The following is a 20,801-nucleotide window of genomic DNA, read 5'->3' as shown; positions in this document are numbered from 1 at the left end:
TCGACTCTCTTATATGGATGAAGTGCGTATAATTACGCCTGTGAATAAATCATCGGCAAATCAGAGAATTTGATTATGGTTAAAAGCGCCAGGTGGGTCACACTTTAGAGAAGATTATTAAAGAAATGCCAGCGGCGGAAACCGCTGGCAAAATAATTAGTTGCTGCCGAAATGGATGACGGTGCGGATGGATTTCCCTTCATGCATCAGATCGAAGGCTTCGTTGATTTGATCAAGCGGTAAACGGTGCGTGATAAACGGGTCGAGATCGATTTTTCCGACCATGGCATCTTCAACCATACCCGGCAACTGAGTACGCCCTTTTACGCCGCCAAAGGCGGAGCCACGCCATACGCGACCGGTTACCAACTGGAATGGACGAGTTTTGATTTCCTGGCCTGCACCGGCCACGCCAATGATGATGCTTTCGCCCCATCCCTTGTGGCAGCACTCGAGGGCTGAGCGCATGACATTCACGTTACCAATACATTCGAAGCTGAAATCGACACCCCCATCGGTCAGTTCAACAATCACATCCTGAACCGGCTTGTCGTAGTCTTTCGGGTTGATGAAATCAGTCGCGCCCATTTCACCGGCTAATTTGAATTTCTCCGGATTAGTATCCACCGCCAGAATGCGTCCGGCTTTCGCCTGTACCGCGCCCTGGATCACCGCCAGACCAATTCCCCCGAGACCAAACACGGCCACGGTATCGCCTTCTTTAACTTTCGCAGTGTTGTGAACCGCGCCAATACCGGTGGTGACGCCGCAGCCCAACAGGCAGACTTTGTCCAGTGGAGCTTGTGGGTTAACTTTTGCCAGCGAGATTTCTGCACACACGGTGTATTCGCTGAAGGTGCTGGTACCCATGTAGTGATAAATCGGCTCGCCGTTATAAGAGAAACGCGTGGTGCCATCTGGCATCAAACCTTTACCCTGGGTGGCGCGAACGGCCTGGCACAGGTTGGTTTTGCCAGATTTACAGAACTTACACTCGCCACACTCTGCGGTGTACAGCGGAATAACGTGGTCGCCAGGCTGCAGGCTGGTGACGCCTTCGCCCACTTCGACAACCACACCGCCGCCTTCATGGCCTAAAACGGCCGGGAAAACACCTTCAGGATCGTCGCCAGACAGCGTGAATGCATCGGTATGGCACACGCCGGTGTGGGTGATTTTAACCAGCACTTCGCCTTTTTTTGGCGGAGCGACGTCTATTTCGACGATCTTCAGCGGCTGGCCTGGGCCAAATGCGACGGCTGCACGTGATTTCATAGTGTCTTCCTTTCTGGGATGTCAGAGTTTTATTTTAGATAAGAGCGTAGCAAATGGCCGACTTCTGCCATGCGAACCGCACGCTGATCGACCGTTGTCTCACCGGTGACCAGCTCATCTTTGAGGTGAATTTCGACCATCTCGCCCATCAAACCGTTCGCTGCACCGCGTACGGCCGCAATTTGTTGCAGGATAGCAAGGCAGGGTTCGCCAGACTCCAGCGCACGTTCCAGGGCATCAACCTGCCCCCGGATGCGACGCACGCGAGTCAGAACACGCTTTTTGTCTTCGGGTGAATGCGGCATACGCCCTCCAGATACTGTAGGGGGGTATAGTAAAATAAATCAGCCCTGATTGGAATCATTAATACTGAAACCACGAACGACCACAAAAACGCCTGATGTTAATGAACTTTCATGCTGTTTTGATGAGGGTTTGAATGTGGATGAATCGGGACACTGTTGACTAAAATCCGGGGTCTGCCGACATCGGTCAGACCCCTTAAACACACCGCAAAATCACTTATATTCGCCATTTCCCTGGCAGACCGCGCCTTTAAATGCGTTTACTTCGCGTTGGTCATGGCGATATCCATCTTTGAGATAGAACAGACTAATCAACATCATGCTGTTAAATCCCGACTGATTATCTACTTAACGACGAAGCGGCTGCCCTGCAGTTTCTTTCGCACGTAATACCGTCAGGAATGTAATCAGCGCCGCACCCATCACGTAGTATGCCGGAGAGAACGGATTGCCCGTTGACGTGATGAGATACGCCGAGAACCATGGCGTGATGCCGCCAAAGAATGCCACAGCGACGTTGTACGCAATCGCCATGCCGCCATAGCGAATGCTGGTCGGGAACAGCTCTGCCATCGCCGCGCTGCATGCTCCATCAAAGGCGGCAATAAACGCTCCCAGAAGCAACATCGCCAGTATCGCAGACAGCATATCGCCGCGCGCCATCACCATCATGGCGGGATAAGTGAACAAGATAAAACCCGCGCAGCCCGCCAGCATCAACGGTTTACGCCCAAATTTATCCGACAGATACCCCATAAAAGGCACCATCACCGCAATCGAGAACAGCCCAACGGTGGTGATAGCGTACGAGTCGAGTTTTGAATAATGCAGTTCGGTAGATAAATAGCTCGGCATAAAGGTCTGCAACGTCCAGTGCCCGACGGCCTTGATCACCACAAAACCGACGCAAAACAGCAGCGCGCCCCAGGCCGTCGTAACGGCCGTACGTAGCGGCGACGCTTCGGTTTTACCACTTTTAACCATCTCAAGAAATTCAGGCGTGTCTTCGAGGTGTTTTCGCAGATACAACCCCACCAGCCCCAGCGGTCCGGCAATCAGGAACGGAATACGCCAGCCCCAGTCGCTCATCGTCGCTTCACCCAGCGTGGCAGTTAGCAGAAACACCAGGCCGGAACCCGCCACAAAAGCCATAAATCCGAAGTTATCGATCCAGCAGGTGAAATACCCGCGTCGAGCGGTTGGCGCATATTCAGCCAGGAACGTCGTCGCACCAGAGCTTTCACCACCCGCCGCAAAACCCTGAATCAGGCGGGTGATCACCAGCAGGACCGTAGCGGCGATGCCGATTTGTGAAAACGTCGGCAGCAGCCCCATGACGAACGTCGCGCCTGAGGTCAGCAGGATCACCGTCGCCAGCACCTTCTGACGACCAATGCGGTCGCCCAGCGATCCGAAATACAACCCGCCAAGCGGACGCATAATGAAACCGGCACCAAAGACGGCAAAGGAAGACAGCAACGCAACCGCCGGGCTTTCGGCCTGGAAGAACTGCACACCGATAATCGCCGCCAGCGTTCCGTAGAGACCAAAATCAAACCACTCGACAAAGTGGCCGATTCCGGTCGCCAGCAAGACTTTACGTAATTTTCGCACGACTGGGATCTCGCGGTCAGAAGTCACATTATCGAGTGATTGCTGCGCTGAATTATTCATACACTCTCCTTTGTATTATGTCTGTAAACGGTGAGTCGTGCGGCTTGCGCGATCATGTCAGGAAAGGTGAAACGAGGCTGGTAGCCCAGTTCGCGCTTAATTTTTTGGTTGCTGGTTTTAAATCGCACGGCTTTGCCTGGCATCGTGACATCAATCAGCGGCAATCCGGTTGCCTGCGCCATCACCGGCAGCATATCTTCAAATGCGACTGGCTCATCAGTGCCAAGATTATAAATGCCGTTCGCCGCCCGCGGATGCGTCATCGCCAGAATGACACCGTCCGCCGTATCGCGCACATCAGCAATATGCATCTGGTATGGCAGATTATCGTCTTCACCATACTGGACAATCATCGCCGGGCCACCCAGCCGATCGCGCACTGTTTGCAGTTTGTTGGCCACGACATCATTGCCAAACGAACGCATCTGGCGAATTTTACCGTCCAGGAAAAAGCGCGGTCCCGAAAAGAAGCTGTCAGGATCAAGCAATTCATCAATGGATTGGGTGTGTGGAAAACGCAAAATCACTGTTTCCAGTCCCTGCTGCTGATAAAACAGCACGAGATCTTCCGCCAGCTTTTTGGTGAGGCCATAGAACGAAACCGGGTTGCGCGGATGGTCTTCCGTCACGGGCTGAAATTGCGCGCGTACTTCTGGATACACTTCGCCACTGCTGGCGAAAACAAAGCGCTTTACGCCTGCCCCCCGGGCGGCATCCAACAGCCACTGCGTAGCGGTAACATTGGCGTGGAACATCGCAGCATTGTCTTTTGGATGCCACGACATCATCGCGCCAATGTGCAGCAGAACGTCTGCCCCCTTCACCGCATCGTTCAACATCTCTGCTTGCGCAAACGGGCATTGCACATGGTGATAATGCGCATGCTCTATTCTTGCGGGCGCAAGGTCAATTCCGGTGACTTGATGCCCCTCTACCAGCAACTGGAGTGCAATCGTGTGACCAATTCGCCCGGCGGAACCTGTGAGTACAATTTTCATCGTCACCCCTTAGTGTTTCTATTATAGATATACTATTTATATCCATTGAGTGAATAACACACAGGAAACGATAGAGAAATGTGATGCTGCGCGGTTTTACGCTGCCAAAAGGTATCGAGGATCACAAAAAACCCGCTGACAGGCAGCGGGTTCGAGGAGAGGAAGAAGCGATCAGGATCGTTTTTTCGGCATCATGCGCAGCAGCGTGTTGTCTTTCCAGTAATAGTGGTGCAGCAGGGCCGCAAAAGCATGCAAACCAATCACAAAATAGCCCAGATTTGCCAGCGTCTCGTGCCAAGATTTCATCGTATCCACTAGATCAAAATTGGCTTGTGCCGCGTGAGGCATCACCATTCCGAAAGCAAACCAGTCGTTGCCTCGGTTGTACATCATCACCAGGCCGATAATCGGTAGCGCAATAAACAGCAGGTAAACAATCAAATGCCCCAGATGCGACATGCCGGTGATCATGGCTTTAGGTTTTGGCTGAATCGGCGGCGCAGGGAACTTCACGCGCACCAGCAGGCGAGCGACCATCAGCACCAGAATAGAGATCCCGCAAGAGACGTGAATCATGTTAATCAGCGGGCGCGCGCTGCGCGGGAAAAAGCCGCGAAATTCCATGGCGCAGTACGCCACGACAACCAAAAGAAACACCAGCCAGTGAATGCCAATTTGCAGGCCAGTATATTTATTACGCATATGAATTCCTGAAACGGTACAAAGAAAGGGTCAACATAGCGGCCTTTCCTTAAAAATTCATTAACTTTTCTTTATGTGTTTTCAAAAACTTCGCCTGCGCATGAAGCATCTTCAATTGCCTCATGCGCTGACATGGACTAAGCCTGGATGAGTTCAAACTGTCGCATCGTTCAGTTCATACAGGAGTCAACCATGAGTAAAATTGGCATTAACGGATTCGGTCGCATCGGACGCCTGGTTTTACGTCGTTTGCTTGAAACTCAGGACAGCAATACCGTCGTCGCCATTAACGACCTCACGTCACCCAAAGTGCTGGCCTACCTGCTCAAACACGATTCTAACTACGGCCCTTTTCCCTGGAGCGTCGATTTCACTGAAGACTCGCTGATTGTCGATGGTCAGTCGATCGCGGTGTACGCCGAGAAAGAGGCCAAACACATTCCGTGGACATCGGCAGGCGTTGACGTCGTCGTTGAATGTACCGGTTTCTACACCTCAGAAGAAAAATCAAAAGCGCATCTGGACGCCGGCGCGAAGAAAGTGCTGATTTCAGCGCCAGCGGGTGACATGAAAACGATCGTCTTTAACGTGAATGACGACACGATTAATGCCAGCGACACCATCATTTCTGTCGCGTCCTGCACCACTAACTGCCTGGCGCCCATGGCAAAAGCGCTTCAGGACAATTTTGGTATTAAGGTCGGCACCATGACCACTATTCACGCCTATACCGGTACGCAAGCGCTGGTGGATGGCCCTCGGGGCAAAGATCTTCGCGCCTCGCGTGCGGCAGCTGAAAATATCATTCCGCATACTACGGGCGCGGCAAAAGCCATTGGGCTGGTCATTCCGGCACTCGTCGGCAAGCTAAAAGGCCATGCTCAGCGTGTACCCGTGAAAACCGGTTCCGTCACCGAACTGGTGACGATTCTTGAGAAGAAAGTCAGCGTAGATGACATTCATAATGCGCTTAAAAAGGCGACGGAGAATAACGAATCCTTTGGCTATACCGACGAAGAAATTGTGTCGTCAGATGTGATTGGCTCACATTTTGGTTCGATATTCGATGCCACCCAGACCGAAGTCACGGAGGCGGGTGACGTGCAACTGGTGAAAACCGTTGCCTGGTATGACAACGAATACGGGTTTGTTACGCAGTTAGTTCGCACGCTGGATAAGTTCGCCGCGCTGTAATTCGCCCAGCGGGCAGCCTGGCTGTCCGCTGGTTGTGAATCCCTTCCGGTTTTCAATTATTTAACTGTGCTATAACGTTCGGTTTCCAGTTTAGGGAGTGTTTCGATGGAAACTCTGAGCCGTGCCGCGTTAGAAAAAATGATGGCCCACGCCGTCGCCCACTCAGTAACGTTTACCGTCTGGCCTCATGGCGAAGCGCCGGGCGCCGCCAGTAGCGACGCGGTTTTCACACCCGAACCGCGCTATACCGGCACGTCTGATTATGACCGTTCCGTTACCGGTATTCGCGCCCCTGAAATCACCGTCTATGCCCCCGATAAGCCCAACGGCGTCGGTATTCTGGTCACCCCCGGCGGGTCCTATCGTCGCGTCGTGCTTGATAAAGAAGGTAGCGCGCTGGCCCCCTTCTTCAATGCTCGCGGTTACACCTTGTTTGTAATGACCTATCGCATGCCGGGCGACGGGCACCAGGACGGCGCTGACGCCCCGCTGGCCGACGTCCAGCGTGCGATGCGCATTGTCCGTGCAAATGCGCAGGAGTGGAAACTCGATCCTGAGCGTATCGGCGTACTGGGATTTTCCGCAGGGGGTCATGTGGCTGCCAGCCTTGGCACACGGTTTAACGAGCAGGTTTATCAGGCCATCGATACCGCCGATGAACTGAGCGCGCGCCCGGCGTTTATGGCGCTGGTCTATCCGGTCATCACCATGCACGCCGATATCGATCATCCGGGCTCGCGTCATGAGCTGATTGGCGACAACCCAACACCCGTGCAAATCCACCGCTATTCGCTGGAGGACAGAGCGGAAAAAGACACCCCGCCGACATTCCTGCTCCATGCTATCGACGATCCAGCGGTTAACGTTGAAAACAGTCTAGAGATGTTCACCGCCCTGCGGCGTCTGGATGTGCCCGTTGAAATGCACCTGTTTGAACGCGGAAAGCACGGATTCGGCATCCGCGATGCGCAGGGTCTGCCAGCCGCCATATGGCCAGAACTGATGATGAACTGGATCGCCACCAAAGTGTGATTTTCTTGCCGGGAGCCCGGGTCGCCAGGGCGGCGGTGACTTAGCCGCCCCAGCACGTTCACCGTTTTAGTGGTACAGAGCAGCAGCCAACATAAAGTGAATGAAATAACTCACCCCGCTGCATATAGACCCAAAGGCATACCCAACGCACCCACACGTTTAACAGCCCCCAGAAACTGAGGCTCAACTCACGACTGCAAATACACCACCTGCGTCTGCAAATACTCATTCAGACCGTGTTTACCGTCCGCGCCACCGATCCCTGATTTACGCCACCCCGCATGGAACCCCTGCATCGCTTCGAAGTTCTCACGGTTGATGTATGTCTCACCGAATTTCAGCCCTTTGATCGCTTTCATCGCCACGTTCAGATTCTGCGTATAAATCGACGACGTCAGACCATATTCGCTGTCGTTAGCCATGGTCAGCGCCTCTTCGAGCGTATCAAATGCCACCACCGGCAGCACCGGACCGAAGGTTTCTTCATGCATAATGGTCATCTCCTGACGCACATCCAGCAGTAGCGTCGGCGGATAGTAATAACCTTTGCCTTCAACAGCCTTACCGCCCAACACTACTTTTGCGCCTTCCTGCACCGCACGCGCCACTTTTTGCTCGACACGTTCAAGCGCCGCCGCGTTAATCAGCGGTCCCATCGCGATATCAGTGCGTTCCGCCGGATTGCCAAACTGCACCGCTTTCATCGCCTCACCCAGACGATTCACAAACCGATCGTAAATGCCTTTTTGCACATACACTCGTTCCGCGCAGTTACACACCTGTCCGGTATTAATGACGCGGGAATCAACAATCGCTTTCACCGCCAGATCCAGATCGGCGTCGTCCATCACGATAGCCGGCGCTTTACCGCCCAGCTCAAGGCACACTTTGGTGATATTTTTCGCCGCGGCGGCCATGATTTTCTCACCCGCCGTCACGCTACCGGTCATGCTGACCATGGCGACTTTCGGGTTGCCCGCCAGTTCCTGGCCGACCGTTTCACCGCGCCCCAGCACCAGGTTAAACACGCCCTTTGGCAGGCCAATGTCATCCACAATTTTGGCAAAGGCGATGGCGTTATTGGGCGTGAATTCGCTCGGTTTGATAACGATAGTATTCCCGGTCAGCAGCGCCGGTGCCAGCTTGCGGGCAATCAGGAAGAACGGGAAATTCCACGGCAGAATACCGGTCGTCACGCCCAGCGCGCGTTTAAAGACCAGAATATTTTCGCCGGGGCGATCGCTTTGCAGGATTTCGCCCTCGTAACGACGCGCCCATTCCGCCATGTAATCGATGTAGTCCGCAGTGAAATTCACTTCCACCTCGGCCAGTTGTTGGATTTTGCCGCCCTCGGCGACGATCAGCGCGCTGATTTCGCTGGCCCGTTCGCGGATCCCAGTTGAAATTTTGCGTAGCCAGTTTGCACGTTCAATGGCCGGGAGCGCTTCCCAGGCTGGCTGAGCACGATCGGCCGCGTCGATCGCTTTACGGGCGTCGTCGGCGCGACCATCGGGAATACGGGAAATGACCTCTTCGGTCGCCGGATTGATCACGTCAATCCAGGCTTCACCTTGCCAGGCAACAAACTGTCCATCGATATACATAGGATGTTGTACGGGTACTGTCATGACCTGCTCCTGTAATTGCACTGTTTTTAACAAGTAAATTTATTGTTAAAAACTACAAGCAAGAGCCGACATTCCTATTCTATCGCGCTGTTTTTGTGAGATATCTCATAAAAGAAACGGGTCAGCAGACTAAAAAAGTTACAACCCGACAACATAAAGTGCCCGTTTGCGTGAAAGGGTGCGCAAACGGGCAACTGTCACAGCAGCGAGCGACTCACTAGCGCATCGGTCAGGGTGATATCGTGGCGTAAAATCTGCCATGCGGACCGCACCTCGGCAGGAATCTCCACATGGGCGATAAAATCGCGGCCCATCGGTCCATAGCCGTCAACGTTGTCCCGCAGGCGCGGCAACTCACCGAGCACCAGCGATAAATACCGCTCTACCGGCCACAGCCCCTCGCCTCCGTCGCAAAACACCAGGCCGTCTTCGCTATTTTGCAGACGCGGGATAACCCCCGGATGGCTCACCCACTGCGGCGAAAAAGAGTCATCGCGAGAGACACGCGCAAACGTCGCCATGGTGCGCCGCTGCATGGTGGGATCTTGCACCACCAGCACCCGGCCAGGCAGGGGCGGATGTTGCTGTAAAATGTCGCAGCTAAAGCGCGCGTTTTCGCCACAGTTGGTCGACTGGTCTTCAACCTGCAGGTGTTCATCCGGAATGTTCCAGAACTGACGGGCGATATCCGCCAGAATCGCGGATTCTGCGCGTCCGGTGGTCGGTACGGTGTTGTAGCGCGGGTGACGCGCCGTTGCAGCATAGAGAAAGGTTGTCGAGTGGCCGATGCCTCCGCTGATCAACAGCGGAACGCCCTGCTCTGACGCCACGCGGCAAGCGGCATCAATGGTCGGGATCACCGCGTTCCCCGCCAGAATAACGCTATCAACGGATTCTCCCGGCTGATAATCATCCTGCGCGAGCCATTCACCAACCGTATTGATTGCCGCCAGCGTCGGCTCGGGCAAGCACGGAAAAAGTGTCATCGTCATCTCTACCTCCTTGCATTTCTTTCCGTCAGGGTAACGCGTGCATGATGTCAGAACAGAGGATCTCTCCGAAAGCCACCTGCGCCATCCCGCCTAAATGATGTAAACATATTTGATTTAAAGACATTATTCATATTCACTTGAATTATGATTTGCGTCAGACGTAGAATCATTAGCCCACTAATTATTAGAACTTTGTAAAGGTAATCGACGCTATGCGCCTGCCCCAACGCGATCCTTATGCTCCTCGCGAGTGGCAGCCTCACGAAAAACCCGCCCTGCTGGGTTCGCCCTCTACGCCGCTGCATAGTACACCTAAACGTTTCGCCTACGGCATCGTGGGCTTGCTGGTCTGCCTGACGGGCGCGCTGGGTAACGCCATGGTGGCCGCTAATCTGCAAAATTTACAGGGCACCTTTGCCGTCTGGTCGACGGAAATCGCCTGGCTTCCTGCCGTTTACGTCATGACCAACGTGTCAATCAACCTGCTGTTGGTCAAATTCCGCCAGCAGTACGGGCTGCGAGCGTTTACCGAAGGTTTTCTGGTGCTGTATGTGCTGGTGACGTTTTTCCACCTGTTCGTCAACGATCTCAGCTCAGCGCTGATGGTTCGCGCCGCACATGGCATGGTGGCGGCCGCGCTGAGCTCGCTGGGCATTTACTATCAGATTCAGGCGTGGCCCGCGAAGCATCGCCTCAAGGCGTTGACCATTGGCATTACCGGTTCGTCGCTGGCGATCCCGATTGCGCGCCTGTTTTCAACTGAACTGCTGCAGCTCGACGAATGGCGCGGGCTGTACTTCTTCGAGCTGGGTCTGGCGCTGGTGTCGCTTGCCTGCGTCATTGCGCTGAAACTGCCGCCGGGCGATCGGCGTAAAGTGTTTGAGAAAAAAGATTTCATCACTTTTTTTTTGCTGGCACCGGGAATGGCGCTGCTGTGCGCCGTGCTGTCGCTCGGGCGGCTGGAATGGTGGTTTGAAGCGCCGTGGATCGGCTGGTCGCTAGCGTTGTCGCTGGTGTTAATTGTGTCGGCCATCGTCTTCGAACATAACCGCAGCAACCCGCTGCTGAATACGCGCTGGCTCTCCAGCGGCAGTATTTTGCGTCTGGGGCTGATCATGCTGCTGATCCGCATCGTGCTGGCGGAGCAAAATACCGGCGTCATCGGCTGGCTGCAATATGTCGGCTTGCAGAACGAACAAATGACGCATCTGGCGTGGTCAATTTTTGCCGGTATTGTCTGCGGAATTGTCGCCAGTTGCCTGACCATCAAGCCAACCAAACTCGCCTGGCCGATCGTGACGTCGTTGGCGCTGATGATTGTCGCCTCACTGCTGGATAGCCAGTCCAACAACCTTACCCGTCCGGATCAACTGATGCTGAGCCAGTTTTTGCTCGGCTTTGGGAGTGCGTTTTTCCTTGCTCCGGCGATGCTGGCAGGCATCGGTGGCGTCATTGCCGATCCACGCAATCTGGTCAGTTTTTCGGTGCTTTTTGGCATGAGCCAGAACATTGGCGGGCTGTTGGGTTCTGCTATTCTCGGCACCTTTCAGACCTGGCGCGAAAAATACCACTCCAGCATGCTGGCCGATCAGCTCTCTACGCTGAATCCGCTGGTGAACGAGCGGCTGCAGATTTACACCCAACTGTACAAAAGCCTGATTGGCGACAGTGCGCTGCTGAACACGCAGGCCGTGACGCAGCTGCAAACCGTCACCACGCTTGAGGCAAACATTCTCGCTTACAACGATACTTACCTGCTGACGGCGGGTATCGCCACCGCAACGCTGGTGTGGATTTTGTGGCGTTTGCTGCGCCTGCGACTCACTGCGCGACTGGCACTGAAAAAGTCGACCGGCACCCAATAAGGAAAGAACCATTATCATGTTTATCGCGTTACCACAGGAGAAGTTATGAGTCAGCAGGATGCCGCTAACGTACAGGCCAATACCCGCAATAATTTGCGCGTGGTGTCCATTTTTACCGCGGCGGCGATCGGTATCGTCGGTGTTTTGGTGATTCTGTATGCGTGGCAACTGCCGCCGTTCACCCGTCACACGCAATTTACGGATAACGCCTACGTGCGCGGTCAGACCACATTTATCAGCCCGCAGGTCAACGGCTATATCACGGAAGTTAACGTGCAGGACTTTGTGCAGGTCAAGAAAGGCGATCTGCTGCTGCAAATCGACGACCGGATCTATCGCCAGCGCGTTCATCAGGCTGAAGCGCAGTTGGCGATGAAAATTGCCGCGCTCAATAATAATCTCCAGCAGCGTAAAAGCGCCGAAGCGGTGATTGTGCGTAACGATGCGGCGCTGAAAAATGCCCGCGCGCAAAACCTGAAAACGCAGGCCGATCTCAAGCGAGTGAAAGATTTAACAGCGGACGGATCGCTGTCTATTCGCGAACGTGATGCCGCTCTGGCAAGTGCCGCGCAGGGCAGTGCGGATATCGATCAGGCGAAAGCCACGCTCGAGATGTCACGTCAGGATTTGCAAACCGTGATTGTGAATCGCGGTGCGCTGGAGGCCGACGTCGAAAGCGCCAAAGCGGCGCTGGAACTGGCACAAATCGATTTGCAAAATACCCGCATCACCGCCCCGCGCGACGGCCAGCTTGGGCAAATTGCGGTGCGTTTGGGCGCATATGTGACCGCAGGAACCCATCTCACTACGCTGGTGCCGCCGCAGCACTGGGTGATCGCCAATATCAAAGAAACACAGCTGGCTGACCTGCGCGTGGGACAGCCAGTGAAATTCACCGTTGATGCGTTAAACGGCAAAGCCTATCAAGGCCGTGTGGAGAGTATTTCGCCAGCCACCGGCGTAGAGTTCAGCGCCATTACACCGGACAACGCCACGGGTAACTTTGTCAAAATCGCCCAGCGCATTCCGGTGCGTATTGAAGTGCTCGGCAAACCCGAAGCGTCTGCGCTGTTGCGCCCTGGAATGTCGGTGCAGGTCAGTATCGATACGCGGGAGGAGAAGCAATGACTTTTCGCCCCATTGCAGGTTTGGTAGTGGCGGCGCTGCTGGCTGGGTGTCAGTCTGCGGATATCGCCCCCGCGAAACCGACGCTGCAGATCCCGTCGCAGTGGCGTGAAACCAGCGGCCCTGCCAGCCCGGCAGAACAGCGTTGGTGGCGCAATTTTCACGATAATCATCTGAATCGTTACGTTAGCCAGGCGTTGCAGAATAATAGCGATGTGCTGATTGCCCGCGAGCGCGTGAACGAATACCAGGCGCGAGTTTATGCCGCTGACGGGAGTCTTTTCCCGTCGCTCGACGCGGGCATCAGCGGGACGCGCGCACGTTCGCAGTCGGCCGCCACCGGATTACCGGTTTACGGCTCGCTGTATAAAGGCAGTCTGACCGCCAGTTATGACGTGGATATCTGGGGCGTGAATCGCAGCACCTCGCGGGCAGCGCAGGCGTCGCTTGATGCGCAGAAAGCGGCTGCCGCTGCCGCCGATTTAACCGTCGCCGCGTCGGTGGCCTCGGGGTACATCACGCTGTTATCACTGGATGAACAGCTGCGGGTCACGCAATCGACGCTGAAATCCCGCGAAGAAGCGTGGAAGCTGGCAAAACGCCAGTTCGAAACGGGCTACAGTTCGCGCCTGGAGTTGATGCAGTCTGACTCCGAACTGCGATCCACGCGCGCGCAGATCCCGCAGGTGCAGCATCAAATTGCGCAGCAGGAAAATGCGCTCAGCATTCTGCTAGGGAATAACCCCGGCGCTGTCGCCCGCAGTGAACGCTTTGAGATGCTCACGCCGCTGCAAATCCCGTCTCAACTGCCCTCTTCATTATTGAATCGCCGCCCGGACATCGTACAAGCCGAACGCCAGCTTATCGCGACGGATGCCTCGCTTGCCGCCTCTCGCGCCAGCCTGTTGCCGTCGATCAACCTGACGGCGAGCGGATCGATACAAGATCGCACGCTGTCCGGCCTGCTGGATAATCCATTGCAGCTCTGGAGCGTCGGCGGAAGTATTCTTGCGCCGCTCCTCAACCGGCAAGCGCTGAATGCACAGGTGGATATTTCGCAGTCGCAACGCAATCAGGCGCTCTACAGTTATGAAAAAACCGTCCGCAATGCGTTTAAGGAAGTGAATGACAGCCTCGACGCCATTACGCGCTATCAGGAACAGCTGACAGAACTGCTGGCGCAGCAGGCCGTTTCCCAGGAAACCTTGCGGATCGCGCAAAACCGTTATAACAACGGTTACTCGTCTTATCTGGATGTCCTGGATGCGCAGCGTACGCTGTACACGGTGCAAACCAACGTCGTGCAGGTAAAAAATAATCTGCTGCTGGCGCAAATTGATTTGTATAAGGCGTTGGGAGGTGGGTGGCGCAGTGAGTGAAAAGCCGCGCCCACTCTGCGAAGCGAAGGAATGCGTTGGTTGTAGCCCAGGCGTTGCAGCGACGCCCTTGTCCGGCTGTAAATCGGCGAAGCGTTTCCGACAGGCCGGGCGAGGCGCAGGACGCGCCGAGAGGGCGTGACCTGCATGGATGCAGGATCGCGCCCGGCACGAAAGCCTGAAGGAATAAGCTGAGCGTACCGCGAAGCGGCGATTTTCTTGCCGGAAGCCCGGGTCGCCAGGGTGGTGGCGAATGAGCCACCCTGGCACGTTCACAGGTTCAGGCATTTCAGAGAAGCAGCGAACATAACGTGAACGTAAGAACAACCCGTGGCGCATGTTGCGCCGACATCCACAGAAAATGATCAGCCGCTAATTTGATCCATTGCCTGCAAAATACGCTTATCCGAAATCGGATACGGCGTACCGAGCTGTTGTGCGAAGAGGCTGACGCGCAGCTCTTCGATCATCCAGCGGATCGCCTGCACGTCCTCATCGTCGCGGCGCGCAGGCGGCAGCTTGTTCAGCCACTGCTGCCACGCCTGCTGAACGCTTTCGACCTTCAGCATTTGTACGCGATCGCGATGCGGATCCACGGCCAGCTTCTCGAGACGTTTTTCGATTGCGTTCAGATAACGCAGCGTATCGCCGAGGCGTTTAAACCCGTTGCCGGTCACAAAGCCGCGATACACCAGGCCGCTCATCTGCGCTTTCACATCTGACAGACCCAGCGCCATCGTCATATCGACGCGCCCTTTCAGGCGTTTGTTGATATTGAATACCGCCGTCAGGATCTGCTCGACCTGTTTCGCAATGGTCACCACGGTGTCGTTAAGTTCCGCACGCACTTTTTCGTGCAGCGTCGCAAAGCCCTCTTCTGTCCAGACCGGACCGCCCGCCTCGTCGATCAGCTTATCCACACCGCACGAGATGCAGTCGTCAATCAAGTCCAGCACTTTGCCGTAAGGGTTGAAGTACAGCCCGAGTTTGGCTTTGTTTGGCAGTTTTTCGTGCAGATATTTGATCGGCGACGGAATATTCAGCAACAGTAAACGACGCAAACCGCGCCACATCGCCTGCTGTTGTTCCAGCGGATTATCAAAGAGCTTGATCGCCACGCTGTCGCGTTCGTCCACCAGCGCAGGCCACGCTTTCACTTTATAGTTGCCGCGTTTTTGCTCGTAATGATCCGGCAGATTGCCAAAGCTCCAGATATGCAGGCCGCTCTGTTCGATACCGTCGTCCGCCACCGCAGAAAGCGTCTCCTGCACTTTGCCTTTTAGCGCGTCTTTCAGCTCCGTCAGCGAACGGCCTTCGTTCAGCTTTTTGTTCTTGTCATCCACCACCCGGAAGGTGATTTTCAGATGGTCTGGGACCTGATCCCAGTGCCAGGATTCACGATCGATCGTCACCCCGGTCATGCGGCGCAACTCGCGCTCGAGCGCATCCAGCAGCGGCATTTCCAGCGGCGTGACGCGGCCTAAAAACGCCTCGGCGTAGTTTGGCGCGGGAACAAAATTACGGCGCACCGGTTTTGGCAGGGATTTGATCAGCGCAATCACCAGTTCACGGCGCAGGCCGGGAATTTGCCACTCAAATCCACTCTCTTCAACCTGATTGAGCAACGGCAGCGGAATATGCACCGTTACGCCATCGGCATCTGCGCCCGGCTCAAACTGATACGTCAGACGCAGCTTGAGATTGCCCTGATGCCAGAAGTTCGGATAGTCCAGCTTGCTGACGTTTTCCGCGCCCTCTTTAATCAGCATGCTCTTTTCAAAATTGAGCAAGTCTGGCGTTTCTTTGCTGGCGTTTTTCCACCAGCTGTCGAAGTGACGGCCCGACACCACATCATGGCTGATGCGCTGATCGTAGAATTCGAATAACGCTTCGTCGTCCACCAGGATGTCGCGGCGACGCGATTTATGCTCCAGCTCTTCGACTTCGGCGCGCAGCTTCAGGTTGTCGCGGAAAAACGCGTGACGCGTTTGCCAGTCGCCTTCGACCAGCGCATGGCGAATAAACAGCTCGCGAGACAGCGCGGGGTCAATCTGGCTGTAATTTACCTTACGCGCGGCAACGACCGGCAGGCCGTAAACGGTGACCTTTTCGGTCGCCATCACCGCGCCCTGCGCGCGCTCCCAGTGCGGTTCACTGTACGAGCGTTTCAGTAGGTGCTGCGCCACGGGCTCAACCCATTCTGGATCGATCCGTGCGGCAATGCGTCCCCACAGGCGGCTGGTTTCAACCAGCTCCGCGACGATGGTCCATTTCGGCGGTTTCTTGAATAAACCGGAGCCGGGGAAGATCGCGAAACGGGCGTTGCGTGCGCCGGTAAATTCCTGTTTATCGACATCTTTCATGCCGATATGCGACAACAGTCCCGTCAGCAAGGCGACGTGAATTTCACGGTATTCAGCTGGTTCGCTGTTGACCGGGATCCCCAGCTCTTTGACCACCTGACGCAGCTGGGTGTAGATATCCTGCCACTCGCGCACGCGCAAATAGTTCAGGTATTCGGTCCGGCACAGACGACGAAACGCATTGGACGTCAGCGCTTTTTGTTGCTCGCCGAGATAATTCCACAGATTCACAAACGCGAGGAAATCCGACTCTTTGTCGTGGAAACGACGGTGCATTTCGTCGGACGCCTGCTTTTTATCCATCGGACGCTCGCGCGGATCCTGAATAGACAGCGCGGACGTGATAATCATCGCCTCACGCACGCAGCCGTGTTTTTGCGCTTCCAGCACCATACGTGCCAGACGCGGATCGACCGGCAACTGGCTTAGCTGACGCCCCTGCGGCGTCAGTTTGTAGGCGGTGGCCTGCTCATCAGTGGTGATGGCGCCCAACTCTTCCAGCAGGCGCACCCCGTCCTGAATATTGCGTTTATCCGGCGCTTCAACAAACGGGAACGCGGCGATATCGCCCAGCCCCAGCGCGGTCATCTGCAAAATAACCGACGCCAGGTTGGTACGCAGAATTTCCGGGTCGGTAAATTCCGGACGCGACAGGAAATCGTCCTCGGAATACAACCGAATACAGATACCTTCGGAGACGCGTCCGCAGCGGCCTTTACGCTGGTTAGCCGAGGCTTGCGAAACCGGCTCAATCGGCAGGCGCTGCACTTTGGTGCGGAAGCTGTAGCGACTGATACGCGCCGTACCCGGATCAATCACATATTTGATACCCGGCACGGTGAGCGAGGTTTCCGCCACGTTGGTCGCGAGCACGATGCGACGACCATGATGCGACTGGAACACGCGGTTTTGCTCGCTGTTCGACAGACGTGCGTAGAGTGGCAAAATCTCGGTATGGCGCAGATCGCGCTTGCTGAGCGCATCGGCGGTATCGCGAATTTCGCGCTCACCGCTCATGAAAATGAGAATATCACCCGGGCTTTCGCGCCCCAGTTCATCCACCGCATCGAAAATAGCCTGCAGCTGATCGCGCTCGGTGTCGTCTGCGTCTTCAACAATCGGGCGATAGCGCACTTCAACCGGATAAGTCCGGCCTGATACTTCGATAATCGGCGCATTGTTGAAGTGGCGCGAGAAGCGTTGCGGATCGATTGTCGCCGACGTAATGATGATTTTCAGATCCGGGCGACGCGGTAACAGTTCACGCAAATAGCCCAGCAAAAAATCGATGTTCAGACTACGCTCGTGCGCTTCATCGATGATAATCGTGTCGTATTGCATCAGCAGGCGATCCTGCTGGATTTCGGCCAGCAGAATACCGTCGGTCATTAGCTTGACCAAGGTGTTATCGCTAACGTGATCGCTGAAGCGCACTTTATAACCGATGCAGCCGCCCGGCTCGGTTTGCAACTCTTCAGCGATACGATTCGCCACGGTTCGCGCGGCCAGACGACGCGGCTGGGTATGGCCAATCAAGCCCTTCACACCGCGCCCTAACTCCATGCAGATTTTCGGCAACTGCGTGGTTTTACCTGAACCGGTTTCCCCTGCCACGATCACCACCTGGTGGTCGCGAACGGCTTCGAGAATTTCCTGTTTTTTCTGACTGACGGGCAAGTTTTCCGGATAGGTGATATCCGGACGCGCCGCTTCGCGCAGCACGACTTTCCCTGCAGCCTGTTCAATCTCTTTCGCCATCTCCTGATAAATGGCCTGTTGTGCATCAGGATTTTTAACCTTCTTCACCCCATGCAGGCGACGCGCAAAGCGCTGTTTATCGCGCAACATCAGCGTTTCCAGCTGTTGCATAAGCATCGGGAAGGTGATTTTTTGTTGTTCTGTCATAGCGTTAAGGGGCAGTGCTCTGCCGGGTAAAATCTCTTTTTAATGATTGCTATAGAGTACCACATCAGGGCATCTACCGCCTTATTCAAAAAAACTGAACACTGGGTTCGATATATTGCGCTATCCCTGCGACAGGATTGTGAATAAAGTGTCTGCAAGCAACGGGGCAATCCCCCCAATCAAATACAATTAAGGAATCACCCATGAGCAAAGTATTAGTTCTCAAATCCAGTATTCTGGCAGGGTACTCTCAGTCTGGTCAGCTGTCTGACTATTTCGTTGAGCAGTGGCGTCAACAGCACAGCGCTGACGAAATCACCGTCCGCGATCTGGCTGCTCAGCCAATTCCTGTCCTGGATGGTGAACTGGTGGGTGCGCTGCGTCCAAGCGATGCGCCGTTGACGCCACGTCAGCAAGAAGCGCTGTCTCTGTCTGACGAACTGATCGCTGAGCTGCAGGCTCACGACGTTATCGTGATCAACGCGCCGATGTACAACTTCAACATCCCAACGCAGCTGAAAAACTACTTCGACCTGGTGGCGCGTGCTGGTGTGACATTCCGCTACACCGAGAACGGTCCGGAAGGTCTGGTGAAAGGTAAACGCGCTATCGTGCTGTCCAGCCGTGGCGGTATTCACAAAGATACCCCAACTGACCTGATTTCGCCGTACCTGAGCGTGTTCCTCGGCTTCATCGGCATCACCGACGTGAACTTTGTGTTTGCTGAAGGGATTGCTTACGGTCCAGAAGTGGCGACCAAAGCGCAGACCGATGCGAAAGCCGCCATCGACAGCCTGGTTGCTGCATAAGATTTTACCCTCTCACCGCCCGGTGGGAGGGTTTTTCATTTTCCCCATACGCACGCTCAACGCTTCGCGCTTCCCCAGCCTTCACTTCGATTAAATCGTATTCGACACGACCGTCCCGTCTACGCTGACAAAATCACGCTTACACATTGACCCTCGTTATAATGCTGCCAGACTCATATCAGTTTCCCATGACCCTGCGCCAATCAATTAGTGACACTGTAACGCAGCAATCTGAACATGTATCCGTTTATGACGGTCCTGACCCTTTTCAGTAGCGATAAAATGAATGGAAAAAAGACATCATCCGCGACCTGAGTTAACGACCTGGCCGACTCGCGAGGCCATGGCGGCGCGCGGGCTAGCGATGAACATGCCCTGGCTGGCCTTTGTGAACGTCAGCTTTGCGCTGGTGATTTGGCTGCGCAACAGTTTGTTCGACAACATCGACGCCTTTTACCAGGTGTCGTTGCACGCCAGTTTGCTGATCAACAGCGCGATGCTCGGCATCATTGGCCTTTCGGCGATGCTGGTTTTGATGGCCTTACGCCATTATCGGGGGATCGGCGCAGCGCTGCTGATGCTGAGCGCAATCTGGTCCGTGTGCTGTTTCTGGTTCATCGTTTACTGGAAGCTGCCGCACGCCTGGCCGCTGTACGTTATTCTGATCCTCACCGCGATTACCGCCCTGTATTATCATTTGAGTGGCCTGCTCTGCTACGTGCTACCGCTGTGGCTGGCGCTTCCCGTGGCAAGCATCATGCTTAATCACGGGGTGAATATTCGCTTCGCCACCCTCTGGCTGGTGTTTACGCTAATTATTATCTTCGGGCGAATTCTTTTATTGCGTTGGTTTGACGAGGCCTGGGAGCGTAATCAGCAAAATCAGATGCTGATCGCACGCCTGGACGCGCTGGCGCATCAGGATGCGTTGACCGAAACGGCCAATCGCCGGGCGATGGAAGGCGTCCTGGAAAACGCGGTCAGCCAGCAGAAATCCTTTTCGCTGATTATGCTCGACGTTGATTATTTCAAGCTCTACAACGATACCTACGGCCACCAGGCGGGAGACGAATGTCTGGCTCGCGTGGCGCAGGCGCTGAAACAGTCGGTACGCACACCTGATGATGTGGTATCGCGCTATGGCGGTGAGGAATTTGTGGTGATCCTGTTCGATTGTTCCACAGAGATGGCGGAACAGGTGGCGGCGCGTATTCAGGATACGTTGCGCGCTTTCGCGATTGCGCATAGCGCTTCAAAAGTGGGTGAGTGCGTGACGGTGAGCTTGGGTATTGCCGGAATGACGCCAGGTTTGAGCGTGAGCCAGTTAATTGCTCAGGCTGATGCCGCACTGTATCGCGCCAAAGAGGCTGGACGTGACCGCTGGGCCGTGTGATCGCGTCGTCTGATGCCCTCACCCCACCCCTCTCCCACTGTACGGTCCGGGGACATCATGAACACTTGTTCGGGGACATGGTAGACACTTACAACTAAGGCATACGAACCCCTTTTCCGGAGTCGCTTATGCCGTGGGATGCGAGAGATACCATGTCATTACGTA

The 20,801-nt window shown here is 55.0% G+C and carries 15 protein-coding genes; 7 read left to right on the top strand and 8 right to left on the bottom strand.

Annotated elements, in window-relative coordinates:
• Nucleotides 1-156: 156 nt before the first annotated feature.
• The 5 genes from AC07RN_RS05560 to cybB all read right to left on the bottom strand — a co-directional run bounded on the left by AC07RN_RS05560 (nucleotide 157) and on the right by cybB (nucleotide 4,954).
• A complete protein-coding gene (locus AC07RN_RS05560) occupies nucleotides 157-1,275 on the bottom strand; it encodes an S-(hydroxymethyl)glutathione dehydrogenase/class III alcohol dehydrogenase (RefSeq protein ID WP_012017351.1) in 1,119 nt (372 codons plus the stop codon).
• Between the two features lie 29 nt (nucleotides 1,276-1,304).
• The gene (locus AC07RN_RS05555; protein WP_012017350.1) at nucleotides 1,305-1,580 is read right to left on the bottom strand and encodes a metal/formaldehyde-sensitive transcriptional repressor; all 276 of its coding nucleotides are present in this window, start codon (nucleotides 1,578-1,580) and stop codon (nucleotides 1,305-1,307) included.
• Between the two features lie 348 nt (nucleotides 1,581-1,928).
• Nucleotides 1,929-3,254 (bottom strand): MFS transporter, encoded by a 1,326-nt coding sequence (locus tag AC07RN_RS05550; protein WP_235135557.1) that lies wholly within the window; start codon nucleotides 3,252-3,254, stop codon nucleotides 1,929-1,931.
• Nucleotides 3,251-4,252: an NAD-dependent epimerase/dehydratase family protein gene (locus tag AC07RN_RS05545; protein WP_478335814.1), complete on the bottom strand. Its 1,002-nt coding sequence runs from the start codon at nucleotides 4,250-4,252 to the stop codon at nucleotides 3,251-3,253. The genes AC07RN_RS05550 and AC07RN_RS05545 overlap by 4 nt, the downstream gene beginning before the upstream one ends.
• 171 nt (nucleotides 4,253-4,423) lie before the next feature.
• Complete coding sequence (gene cybB / locus AC07RN_RS05540; protein ID WP_478335813.1) at nucleotides 4,424-4,954, bottom strand: cytochrome b561; 531 nt, start codon at nucleotides 4,952-4,954, stop codon at nucleotides 4,424-4,426.
• 192 nt (nucleotides 4,955-5,146) lie between these two features.
• Here cybB and gap point away from each other — a divergent pair, with 192 nt between their 5' ends.
• Nucleotides 5,147-6,148, top strand: coding sequence for a type I glyceraldehyde-3-phosphate dehydrogenase (gap, locus tag AC07RN_RS05535; RefSeq protein ID WP_478335812.1), 1,002 nt, complete (start codon nucleotides 5,147-5,149; stop codon nucleotides 6,146-6,148).
• 105 nt (nucleotides 6,149-6,253) lie between these two features.
• On the top strand, nucleotides 6,254-7,180 hold the full coding sequence (locus AC07RN_RS05530; RefSeq protein ID WP_478335811.1) for an alpha/beta hydrolase: 927 nt from the start codon (nucleotides 6,254-6,256) through the stop codon (nucleotides 7,178-7,180).
• A 188-nt stretch (nucleotides 7,181-7,368) separates the two neighbouring features.
• On the opposite strand, the gene aldA is transcribed toward AC07RN_RS05530, so the two are convergent.
• Nucleotides 7,369-8,808 (bottom strand): aldehyde dehydrogenase, encoded by a 1,440-nt coding sequence (aldA, locus tag AC07RN_RS05525; RefSeq protein ID WP_478335810.1) that lies wholly within the window; start codon nucleotides 8,806-8,808, stop codon nucleotides 7,369-7,371.
• 197 nt (nucleotides 8,809-9,005) lie between these two features.
• Nucleotides 9,006-9,800, bottom strand: coding sequence for a YdcF family protein (locus AC07RN_RS05520; RefSeq protein ID WP_478335809.1), 795 nt, complete (start codon nucleotides 9,798-9,800; stop codon nucleotides 9,006-9,008).
• A 212-nt stretch (nucleotides 9,801-10,012) separates the two neighbouring features.
• Between AC07RN_RS05520 and AC07RN_RS05515 the strand changes: the two genes are divergently transcribed.
• Genes AC07RN_RS05515 through AC07RN_RS05505 form a run of 3 tightly spaced genes read left to right on the top strand, consistent with a single transcriptional unit; the run spans nucleotide 10,013 to nucleotide 14,169 of the window.
• Nucleotides 10,013-11,665 carry an MFS transporter gene (locus tag AC07RN_RS05515; protein WP_478335808.1) on the top strand — a complete coding sequence of 551 codons (1,653 nt, stop codon included), beginning with the start codon at nucleotides 10,013-10,015 and terminating at the stop codon, nucleotides 11,663-11,665.
• Between the two features lie 45 nt (nucleotides 11,666-11,710).
• Nucleotides 11,711-12,793: an HlyD family secretion protein gene (locus tag AC07RN_RS05510; RefSeq protein ID WP_012017341.1), complete on the top strand. Its 1,083-nt coding sequence runs from the start codon at nucleotides 11,711-11,713 to the stop codon at nucleotides 12,791-12,793.
• Nucleotides 12,790-14,169, top strand: coding sequence for an efflux transporter outer membrane subunit (locus AC07RN_RS05505; RefSeq protein WP_478335807.1), 1,380 nt, complete (start codon nucleotides 12,790-12,792; stop codon nucleotides 14,167-14,169). Before AC07RN_RS05510 ends, AC07RN_RS05505 begins: the two co-directional genes overlap by 4 nt.
• A 362-nt stretch (nucleotides 14,170-14,531) precedes the next feature.
• On the opposite strand, the gene hrpA is transcribed toward AC07RN_RS05505, so the two are convergent.
• Nucleotides 14,532-18,434: an ATP-dependent RNA helicase HrpA gene (gene hrpA / locus AC07RN_RS05500; protein WP_407437497.1), complete on the bottom strand. Its 3,903-nt coding sequence runs from the start codon at nucleotides 18,432-18,434 to the stop codon at nucleotides 14,532-14,534.
• A gap of 203 nt (nucleotides 18,435-18,637) precedes the next feature.
• Between hrpA and azoR the strand changes: the two genes are divergently transcribed.
• A complete protein-coding gene (gene azoR, locus AC07RN_RS05495; protein WP_478335806.1) occupies nucleotides 18,638-19,243 on the top strand; it encodes an FMN-dependent NADH-azoreductase in 606 nt (201 codons plus the stop codon).
• A gap of 286 nt (nucleotides 19,244-19,529) precedes the next feature.
• Nucleotides 19,530-20,636, top strand: coding sequence for a GGDEF domain-containing protein (locus tag AC07RN_RS05490; RefSeq protein WP_478335805.1), 1,107 nt, complete (start codon nucleotides 19,530-19,532; stop codon nucleotides 20,634-20,636).
• Nucleotides 20,637-20,801: the final 165 nt, after the last annotated feature.

This window comes from Lelliottia sp. GFLA7 (genome assembly GCF_056490165.1).
This window is presented reverse-complemented; position numbering and strand designations above follow the sequence as displayed.